The organism is cf. Phormidesmis sp. LEGE 11477, assembly GCF_015207105.1.
GTDB lineage: Bacteria > Cyanobacteriota > Cyanobacteriia > Phormidesmidales > Phormidesmidaceae > Phormidesmis.
In genome coordinates this window covers 20,149-30,372 of the sequence record NZ_JADEXO010000079.1, presented here as the reverse complement: position 1 = coordinate 30,372, position 10,224 = coordinate 20,149, and the positions used below count along the sequence as shown (strand labels likewise).

Annotated in this window: 7 protein-coding genes; all 7 read right to left on the bottom strand. The window is 46.1% G+C overall.

What is annotated here, in order from left to right; all coding sequences use genetic code 11:
- Positions 1–182, bottom strand: a 182-nt coding sequence (locus IQ256_RS19530; RefSeq protein ID WP_193857230.1) for a hypothetical protein, incomplete at its 3' end; no start/stop codon positions are given.
- 537 nt (positions 183–719) lie between these two features.
- Positions 720–2,747, bottom strand: a complete 2,028-nt coding sequence (locus IQ256_RS19525) for a CRTAC1 family protein (protein WP_193857229.1) — start codon at positions 2,745–2,747, stop codon at positions 720–722.
- A gap of 81 nt (positions 2,748–2,828) precedes the next feature.
- The gene (locus IQ256_RS19520; RefSeq protein WP_193857228.1) at positions 2,829–3,800 is read right to left on the bottom strand and encodes a sulfotransferase; all 972 of its coding nucleotides are present in this window, start codon (positions 3,798–3,800) and stop codon (positions 2,829–2,831) included.
- 102 nt (positions 3,801–3,902) lie between these two features.
- Positions 3,903–4,796, bottom strand: a complete 894-nt coding sequence (locus IQ256_RS19515) for a sulfotransferase domain-containing protein (RefSeq protein WP_193857227.1) — start codon at positions 4,794–4,796, stop codon at positions 3,903–3,905.
- 76 nt (positions 4,797–4,872) lie between these two features.
- Positions 4,873–5,808: a glycosyltransferase family 2 protein gene (locus IQ256_RS19510; protein WP_228025081.1), complete on the bottom strand. Its 936-nt coding sequence runs from the start codon at positions 5,806–5,808 to the stop codon at positions 4,873–4,875.
- 138 nt (positions 5,809–5,946) lie between these two features.
- Positions 5,947–7,839 carry a heterocyst formation ABC transporter subunit HepA gene (hepA, locus tag IQ256_RS19505; protein WP_193857225.1) on the bottom strand — a complete coding sequence of 631 codons (1,893 nt, stop codon included), beginning with the start codon at positions 7,837–7,839 and terminating at the stop codon, positions 5,947–5,949.
- Between the two features lie 126 nt (positions 7,840–7,965).
- Positions 7,966–10,191 carry a polysaccharide biosynthesis tyrosine autokinase gene (locus IQ256_RS19500; protein WP_193857224.1) on the bottom strand — a complete coding sequence of 742 codons (2,226 nt, stop codon included), beginning with the start codon at positions 10,189–10,191 and terminating at the stop codon, positions 7,966–7,968.
- Positions 10,192–10,224: the final 33 nt, after the last annotated feature.

Here is a 10,224-nt window from a genome sequence, read left to right as displayed (position 1 = left end):
AGGGTTTGGTTGAGTGCTGATTCGTCAAACTGGGCAGCTTGTGGTTCCGAAGCGACGCTTTGGCTCGCACCCAGCATCATGTCCAAGGACGGCTTTAGTAGCTGAGCCGCCTCCGATTGAAGTGCTGTTGGAGAAGGCGTTTCGCTGACTAGGGCTGAGTAGGCGGCGCAATAATTGCACATATCTGAATTCGATTTCTAAGGAACTGAGAATTATGAAAGTGCTTCCAATGAACTTAGTGAAAGCGCTGCGGCATAGTGCTCTACGGTTTAGTTAGGTTCCTAACCGCCTACTGTAGCGTTCGCCACTTTGCTGCACGTTCTGATGATGAAAACCTTGTCGTAAAAGAGCAAAATGGTCAGTCAGCGTAAGGATGTATCCGACGCTAGCTATAATCGCTGTAAAAGAGTTAGTTATAAAAAACTCGAAGTTTCACCTATTAGGCAACATATCATTCGGGTCCTCTCTCCTGGAAAACACGCTGGCATAATTTACAGAGCCTATAAAGACCAATATGGCTATGTAAAAAGGAGATGAATGGAGAACACAAAGCAGCACTTGCTTACAACGTTGCTAGAAAGGGTGTTTTAGCAACGTTGTTTTACTCACAGTTTTCGTTTTCTTAGCTTGGTTTAATCAGGGCTACGGCCTTCGTGAATGGTGGAGGCCAAGCGCATATCTCTACAGTTCGCTAGAGATAGTTTGCTAAAGATAGTTCGCTATATTTCGCTAGCTTGACTGATGACTAACTGCTGGTCGGCGCTGATGTTTCTTACCTCTTGGGATTGGCCATCGGGCCAATATACTCGAATAAAATCAATAGACTGTTGCTGGCCTAGCCCAAAGTACAAGCGATAGTGCCCTTGCGAAAACTGAGCGCCTTCAAATTGTCCAACACTCTGAAGCTGGGTGCCTTCAGCAGTAACTAGTTCAACAAGCGCACCAATTGCTTGCTTGTTCTTTGATGCTCCTTCCAAGTCAAGCTGTAGCCAATGATTTCCGGTTTCTGCGCTGGCTTTCTCTTCCCTTGAGTACAGTGTCACTATCGAGCCTTCGTTTTCGGCCTCGCCGCCCAATATTTTTTGATTGATTCGACGATAGAGCGCTTGTGGCTTAGATAGTTGATAGGATGAGGCCCACAGCAAGTCTAATAAGCCATCGCTATTTGCATCAAACCAGGTGGCGAAGGCTTTTTGTAGCAGAGGCGATTCATCCCTTAGCAATTGGATCGGTTCGAACGCTGTCTCTACGGTCTGTCGATACAGGCCACCGGGTGCTACATGCAGATCAACTAGTCCATCGTTGTCATAGTCAACCCAGTTGGCAGTATAGGACTTGGTAGGAAGCTGTAAGGATTCTAAGTCCAGCTTGACGTAGCGTCCTTCGTTGTTCGACAGCAGTGCATTTCCGCCTGGAGAGGCAAAAAACACGTCTAGATCGCCGTCATTGTCGTAGTCTGCGATCGCAAACTTACTGCTGTCGCTAAAGGTCTCAACCACCGTACCGGAATTGTCATCAATTCTTTGTGGTTCAAATTCACCATCCTGGTTGACGTACAGCCAGAAAGCCTCCTCATCCACCCACATGAGATCAATTGCACCATCCCGATTTGCATCTAGCCAAACAAATGAGCCGCCATCGGCAATATCTAAGCCAACATCCGATGCAACATCTTTGAAGTGACCGTCTGGCTGCTGCTGGTATAGCTGGTTAGCATAGGAGCGGGTTGCAGTTGGTGGCGCAAAACAGACGGTATAGATATCTAATAGTCCATCCGCGTTAAAATCTACCCAAGCTGTCTGTAGTGCAGGACAAGCTTTCTTCTCAATCTCAGCATCATCAACGATATTGGTATACAGTGAGTCCCCTGAGCTCACCAACAATTCGTCCGTATACCGTTCGGGCAGCGTGTCCATCCTGGCTCTTAGACCGCCACGAACAATGAAAACATCTAGAAACCCCTCGCCATCATAGTTAGCCCAGGCCATACCATGGCGGTCTCTTAGATACATCGTAAAGTCGCGGGACTCAGGATTGACCTTATCAACACCTACGTATATTTGATCTAGGCTCAGCTCAGTCTCTAATTCAAAAGAAATAGGCAAGCTCTGATTGTATGAGCCAAAGACAGCTCTGGCGTTTTCAGATTCAATAGTAAATGTAGTAGTAGAAACAACAGCGCCTGAAGCGAGCTCTTCCTCTTTAATATCGATGTCAAATCCGCTGCTATCAATGATATTCATCGGCGAAGAGACTTCGATGATTCCAGAGACAAAGCTCTCATCGTCAGCGCGTGGGCCTAGTAGGGACGCTAGTTCTCTGCACTCCATCACAATCCGCCGCTGATCCCAGTAGATATAGACTCCAGGAGCGTCTATAGTAGGTTTTGCCGCTGGCTCTAACCCAGGAAAGTCTGGATCTTGGTTTAATGCCAGCGCAGAAATAGGCCGTTCATCGAACGCCCTACCTTCTTGTCCAAATAGCAAGAACTGCTTCTCACTGTGGTTAGAGGTATACACATCCAAATCACCATCTTGATTGATATCAGCGACGCCGATATCAAAAAGTGCGGGCACATCAGGTAGCAGCACCTGGGGCTCAAACCACTGCTGTCCTTGAGCTGACAGGGTGAGACCTTCAGCATCTCGCTGACTGTAAATAGCGTGAGTCGTTAAGACAATAGCGAACGTTAGAACCGTCAGAACCAATACTCTTAAGGTCAAACGCTTTTGAAGAGACTTAATCATTATCCAAGACCTCAGAATGTCCCTTACCTACGTGAGAAGCGATATACGAGAAGTGATAAGAGGCGATCGTCTATCAGCTAGCTAGAGATAGCCATACTGAGCAAGCTCTGTCTGAGCAACTTTTTCAGCTAGCTTTAGTTCCTCTGGATCTCGGCGCTTATGAATATTAACCGAACTTTGCCTAGCTGCCTTGAACTTTGCTCGTAGCTGATCTGTCATCTCGCATCTGAAATGATTCACTGCCTGTTCACCGTATTCCAGGGGCGATCGCACCAGATCCTCGTACTTGATAGTCAAGATCCGCCCACTAGCGATAACATCTGAACGCTCCAAAAAATCGCGGCAGCGGCGAACCATCTCTTTCCACATCCAAATTGAGCGTATGTAAGGGGTGTAGCCTAAGAACTCTTCCTCTTTACCTACTTCTACCCACCAGGGGACATATCGATGATCGTATTTTCTACCCATCGGCATTTCCGCCGTCTTGAGCGTCATGAGTTTTTCGTCTGTCAACACTTTATATTTGCGCGCTAGCGAGTCAGCACAGTCTCTACCATCTCGATAGATATGGATAATTCGACACGCTGGTAAGGCGTTATAGACTAGCTCTGGAGAAAATGCTAGAAACGGCTCTTTGTAAACAAATCGCTTGATACGTCTTTGGCCCTTGAGCGACTGAAACATCTCCTTTGTGCTCATCGACTGGGAAAGCCACTTATGAATTGAGGTGACACGATTGCCGTAGACGGCTTCAAGGTAGTCTTGAATAGAAAATTCAAAACTGTTGGCAATACACTGGTAGATATCAGGCGACAAGTTTCGATTGACCAAATGCGCCAGCGCTAAAGGAAATAAGTGTCCAGAAGAACACTCGGATCTGGGTAAGGCGTTAAGGGCTTCAAATAGAAAAGTTGTTCCTGAGCGAGGACAGCCAAAGATGACGTTGTACTCTATCGGTATTGAATATTGAAACGCCTTTAGAGCAGCCGAGCTTGAGCTGAGCTGTGTGTGTTCACTATCTTTATTCTGCGTAATACTAGAATTAGATGACATGACCTTAGGCTCTTTTAAAGCTGGAAGTGAAAACTAGAGGGCGTTGGCGTTAAAACAATGTCTAATCAGGAGAGCAGGGAGATCGAAACGGTTTGGAGACCATCAATCCAGCCAGTGGGAAAGGTCTTTTTGAATAAGATCTTGTAGCTTTAGAATGTCTTCTCGATAGTCAGCGACCAGCTTTTGACGAATCTCCGGCGATAGAGCAGGCTTCTTCTTCAGATTCTGGCTTCTAATTGACTTACGTAGGCCGATAGGGATGAAGGGTTTGACAAGTGTCTTCAGCGGGTTGTCTTTGATTAAAAGATTTTGTAACGCCATGTTCTTCGGAATTGCTGAGACGTTACGACGAGTCAGATCGGGCGTGAAAGTATCCTCAACATTCAAGAAACGGCAGGCGTCTTTAACAACAGCTCCACTGTCAGCCTGTAGGTCTTTATAGAGATAGATTTTGATCTGCTTTTTATCGAAGAGATCGAAGTATCGTTTTACCTGCTCGTGATAGAATCCAACTCGCTCGTAATGCCAACCAGGCCAGCGTTTCTTTTCAAGCCTACGATGCTCTTCTTGTGCGAGTGCTTCCTCAAAAGTGAGCTGCTCGCAGCCATCTCGAACCTGGTAGCAAAATGCCGAGTAGGCTCTCTCTGCTGGATCACGTAGGACTGCGATTAGCCTGACATCCGGGAGTCGTTCCTTTATCCGTTCGGGAGTCTTAGGCACGTACAAGTACTCTGTTGAGGCTTCTCCAATAGCAGTTTCGTTCGAGACGTCTTCAAACAGGGCTAAATACTCTTCTAAGCTCATAGGAGTGCTGCGGTGCTCTTTTGCCCCACTCCTGTAGGGATCTTTTAGGTAGTCTGTGTAGAGTTCTGGTGCAAAGAATCTAGGTTCTTTGACTGGGCTCATATAGATTTGAGGGTGCTCGTTCAGGTAATGGTATAGGGAACTTGTACCCGCTTTGGCAGCTCCTATAATCAAGAAGTTAGGTTGTACCATAGGTCGTCATTGAACTGAGGTTTTGTGAACCAAATTTGTTCCGCATAGAGCAGTCATTACCGGGCTTCAAAAGCAGTTATTGCGAGGCTTCAACTAGTGGATAAGAGTCATGTTTGCTAACGAAGCCTTTTTCTTTTCGACTAAAAAAGTGCTGATAGGCTGAGACGGTTGCTTTCACACCTTTTTGTATGGCTCTTGGGTCTTTTTGTTTAATCAAGCCTGCTGTCACCTTTAGGGGGGCAATCAGCGTGTAGATCAGCGCTTTAGGGATCGATTTTTCGTAGAAAAAGTAGGCTTTTGCAGTTGTATACAGTTGGGATGCGAGTACTCGATCCCAGTTGCTGGCTCTATCGACTAGAGATTGATAGTGGTTGACCCATAGGGTATCTCTAGGAACGATTTTGTAGCCGAGTGCAACTGCGTGACGAGCGATATCTAGCTCTTCATACCCATAGCGAAGGCATTCGTCAAACAATGCTTCCTTAAACAAACTGACTGGAAAAATAGTTGAGTTCATCACTACTGAGCAGCAGTCTGAATCGTTTATAGGAATCTTCATCGTTCCCCAGAAATCTGCATTGTGGGGCAGGATCTTTTTGACCGTGCCTTCTCCTTCCCAGCTTCTGTGCTTCATCTCATAACCAGTAACAACCGATTCTGGCGTTTGTGCGATCAGCTCATAAGCAATTTCAAAACAGTCTGGTGGTACGCATACATCGTCATCGATAAACATGAGGTGAGTGCTCTGCACTCGTCGAATACAAGCATTGCGATTCGGCCCTAGTCCTAGTCTCGGACCAGTCTGGTAGGTTACCGCCGGATATTTTTCGACGATTGCTTGGGTTGGCTCTGGATCAGGGCTGTCGTCACTGACAATCACTTCGTCCGGCTTTACTTTGCTTTGAAAAACGCTTTCTAAACATTTTTCTAGATCTTCCGGTCTGTTCATCGTGCAAATACACAAGCTGATTGAGCAGTCGCTTTGCTTTTTTTTCTCTTCTGTAGCGTACATAGTTCCTACGAAGTTCCTATGAATAAATGAGTAGTGTTTAACGGAGGCTTGTGTAATGCTGTGTCGGCTGCTGTCGCTAACTTATGGGAGGTTGCTAAAGACTATGCTTCAAATTTTTCAGCTTGTGGCGAGTGTTTGCTAGAGTTTCAACCCCTTCAGTGCCTTCTCCGTAGAAGTGTTGGCTCCAAACTGCATGTTGTGATATTCCCATAGCTGGCCTTTCATATTGAGCAGTTCTTGGTAGGTGCCTTGCTCAACAATCTCACCTTTTTCTAAAACAACAACTTTATCTGCCTTAACGATAGTAGACAGGCGATGCGCGATGACCACGACTGTTCGCCCGACGGAAAGCTTTTCAATCGACTCTTGAATCAGTTGCTCTGAAACGGAATCTAAAGCGCTAGTGGCTTCATCTAAAATCAGAATATCTGGGTAGCGCAGGAGTGAGCGCGCGATCGCAATTCTCTGCCGCTGTCCCCCCGACAGCCTTACCCCTCTATCACCGAGAACCGTATCAAAACCCTCTGGCAACTTCTGAATAAACTCTAGGGAATTTGACAGCCTCGTTGCCTGTAGAAGATCTTCTTCTTTAACATCCTCTAGTGCATAGGCGATATTGTTTCGAATTGTATCATTGAAGATGAACGTATCTTGACTGACTACCGAAAGCTTGCGACGAAAAGAGTTGATGTTGAACTTACGTAAGTCGGTTCCGTCGATCAATATCTGGCCTTTAGTTGGGTCGTAGAATCGGGGAATCAGATCGGCTAGCGTAGATTTACCTGCTCCCGAAGCCCCAACTAGGGCGGTCGTTTTACCCTTCTCGATTGTCAGATCGATATTCTTTAGCACTAGCGAGGATGGTTCGTAGCCAAAGTCAACCGAGTTAAATACGATCGAATGCTCAAGTCTAGGAAACTCAAGATAGCCATTCTGTATGTAGGGTTTATCATCAACTCTTAGAACCTGAGATATCTTTTCGAACGACCCATGAAAGTTTCGGATGCCTGCCGCCGAAGAATTTAGAATCTTTACAAGTGGCATTACCCGAAAGAGAACAAACAGAAACGTTAGCAGCGAAGCTAGCTGTAGCTGACCGGCTGGTACCAGTACTAGTACCGCTATGACTATCATTACAATAATTACCGTACTAGCAACGCCCTCAACTAGAGGACCTGCTAGAGACATAAGAGAAACTGTCTTAGTCGAAGCCTCGAAGAAAGCCTGATTGCTTTTGTCAAATCTCTTTCGTTCAAATCGCTGTGCGGCGAACGCATGAACTGTTCGCACGCCGTTGATAAACTCTAAGGAGAGAGAGACATAGCGGCTGCTAGCTGTAGAACGCTCTAAACTCGCTTGTCTTACATTCCTCAACAGGTAAGAGACCCCGTAGGACAACAGCCCAAACAGTAATATAGAAAGGGTAGACAGTTGCCATGACATTAAGAACATTGAGCATAGATAGACTAGTAGAAGAGAACCCTGGATCAAGATCACGTTGAACAGATTGAACGCCTGCATGATCTGTTGGATCTCATTCGTCATGCTGTTGAGCAACCCACCAGAGCGAACCTTAGAAAAGTAGCCTAGAGGGAGTCGCTGAAGCTGCTCGAAGATCCGTAGGCGTAGTTGGTAGCCTAGCTTTAGTTTGCCAATCCCGACATATACAAATGCAAAGTAGGTAAATATAGCTCTAAGAGCTGTCATTAGAATCAGTAAGCCTGAAATCCTAAACAACCGATTTCGGGCCGATGAGTTGGCTGCTAATACCCAAATGTCAAACCACTCTACGCCTGTTCTCAAAGGTGGCGCATCCGCATCTATCAGACTGGTCAAAATAGTAAGAATAGCGCCAATTCCAAATCCTTCGAAGACAGCCGCTAGCAAGGTAAAAAGAACTGCTAGAAGGATGATCTGAGGGAAATATTTAAACTCGCGTAGGATTAGAGCATTACTTTTCCAAAAACCAGTTGCTTTAATCAACTGTCGTAGAAACAAAGGGATTTTTTTCTTTTTCACTTGATTCTTCATAGGTTTTCAGAGAAATATTTAGGCTGAACTAGCTTTCTACGGTTATTTTTAATGAGTCTAGTCTTAAACCCAAAATCTCATAGCAATCCAAAAAGTAGCGTAAAAGTAGCGTAAAAAACAGCCTGTCTAGTTTAGCGATAGCTCAGTTGACTGAGAGGTTACTTCGCCCAAATGCGGAGCATCTGTATCAACACTACTCATAACCGGATGGGGTACATCACTTGCTACAATCCCTGTTAAGTTATCTACTCGGCTTAATATGGACAATGAATCTTGAAGCTCCTGCTCGGTAGTCTGGTTCAGTTGAGCTACTAAAACTAGGTTGTTGCAATTGGCTGCAATCTCTAGAACATCTGCAGTTCCTAGGACTGGGGGTGAGTCGAGGATAACGAGATCGTACCGCTTTTCCAAAGCTTCGATAAGGACACGGAAACGTGGTGATGATAATATCTTCATAGAATCGTCGGCCTCGAGCGTTGTTGGTAGCACGTCGATAGAGGTTCCAAGTAGCGTAGTTGAAACAGGAACTAGCTTGGTAGCAGGCTGGTCTAATAGTGCGGCAAGCCCTCGTCCGTCAGGAAAATTGAACCTTTCTTGAAGTGTAGAAGATCGTAAGTTTGCATCGACGATGATTACGCGCTGCCCAATACGAGCTGCACTTAGGGCTAGCCCTACGGCTAATGTTGAGGAACTTGCGGAAGAGCGAGTCGCAGCAACAGCTAAAGACTTTGCTGCATCAGACTGGTAAAGTTTGACGCTCTTGTAGATTAGATCTAGCGAATCTCGCAGGGAAAGCCAGTAGTCAGATTCTAAACGATCTTGATTGTGTCGATAAGTAGGGGCCGAGCCTGCCGTTCTCGTAAAGTCTGGCGTCTTGTTTTCAGATAAAACACCTAGTAGAGGAACTGTACCTAAGCGCTGTATATCTTCCGGGGCTCGAATCACTTCATCTAAAGCTTCACGAATAAAGGCGACCGTTCCTCCTAAAACTAATCCAACCACAGCGCCTAACAGCATGTTTCTACGGTGATCTGGCCCTATCTTCACGCCTAGAAACGGGTTCGCCACAACCTGCCAGTTGAAACCACCTCTGGCTAATTGTGAGCTGAGTAATTCTCGCTGCCTCAAGAGTTGCTCTAAAACAGCCTGCCGAGTTTCTACCTCAGGCTGTAGGCGGTTGTAGCTATCGATTAGCTCTGGGAACTGATCTAGTTCTGCTCGGGCCTCTTGCTCAGCTTGCGCTAAGCTGGCTCGACGAGCGGATATACCCTCTAGCGAACTTTCTGTTTGGGCTAAATCTTGAACCAAGTTTAAGTCTAATGCACTGAGCTGGCCAAAGTCCTGGAGCCTCTCGGCTGAAGCAATTCCAGCAGCACTACTGCCAAGTACACGCTCTGCTTCTTGTCTTAGCAGCTCTAGTTGATTCTGTCGTTGAGCTATTAGACCCTGTACACCTAAGTCAGCATCTGAATAGATGACCCGACGTTCTGCTAGGGCAAGTTCTGTTTGCTGAAGCGCGTTAAGTAGCGTCTGAAATCGAGCCGACTGACTCAATCTAGCTGCTGCGATCGCACTATCCTCAGACAGCGCAATCTGTTCGCGCAAGGTCGTATATCTAGCAAGCGCCTCTTGATATTGAGTTTCTAGAGCTTGCTGCTCAGATAAGATTCGATTCAACGAATCGGTAACTACTGTTGCTTGCCGCTCTGGATCGATAATGTCTTGGTTTTGTCGAAATTCTTTTAGTCTTGACTGCGAAGAGGACAGGCTCCGCCTAGCCTCTTCAAACTGATTATCAATAGCGCCCAATCCCTGGTTGAGAAGCTGCTCCTGACGCTCTAGTGCATAGCTTAAGTAGACTGCTTGCAGCGCTTCTAAGACGCGCTCGGCTCTGACGGGATCAGTGTCAGTATAGACAATACCGACAATACGGGTCTCATCACCACCTTCTTGAATAGGCGACAGGCTCAAAGAACTTCTTACCTCTTGAGGCGTCAGCTCTGGGTAAGCATCTCTTAGTGAATCGACTGCTCTTTGTAAAAGCTCTCTACTACGCATCAGATTAAGCTGAGTGGCGTAGTTTTCTTCCCTTTGGCGCTGTGAAGGTCTATCATCTAACTCTGCAGGATCTAGCTCTTCTTCAAAATTGGGCTCAATGATCATTTGCATCGAGCTTTGGTAAATTGGATCTCTAGTAAGCGTAAAGAGCAGTGCTCCTATCAGAGCAAGGCTAAACGTACCTAGTACCCACCAGCCCCTTCTGACTAAGATGTTGAGAAGCTGAACATACCCAAACTCCTGCTCTACAGGCTGAACCATATTGCCCTTTTGATAAACTTGATCCATTTCCATCTACAGAATGCCTAACTAACGGTTCATTTATAG

What these genes read in the sequence shown, in the direction of transcription:
- IQ256_RS19520 (WP_193857228.1), bottom strand. Translation starts at nt 3,800, where the DNA reads ATGTCATCTAATTCTAGTATTACGCAGAATAAAGATAGTGAACACACA.
- hepA (WP_193857225.1), bottom strand. Translation starts at nt 7,839, where the DNA reads ATGAAGAATCAAGTGAAAAAGAAAAAAATCCCTTTGTTTCTACGACAG.
- IQ256_RS19500 (WP_193857224.1), bottom strand. Translation starts at nt 10,191, where the DNA reads ATGGAAATGGATCAAGTTTATCAAAAGGGCAATATGGTTCAGCCTGTA.
- IQ256_RS19510 (WP_228025081.1), bottom strand. Translation starts at nt 5,808, where the DNA reads ATGTACGCTACAGAAGAGAAAAAAAAGCAAAGCGACTGCTCAATCAGC.
- IQ256_RS19525 (WP_193857229.1), bottom strand. Translation starts at nt 2,747, where the DNA reads ATGATTAAGTCTCTTCAAAAGCGTTTGACCTTAAGAGTATTGGTTCTG.
- IQ256_RS19515 (WP_193857227.1), bottom strand. Translation starts at nt 4,796, where the DNA reads ATGGTACAACCTAACTTCTTGATTATAGGAGCTGCCAAAGCGGGTACA.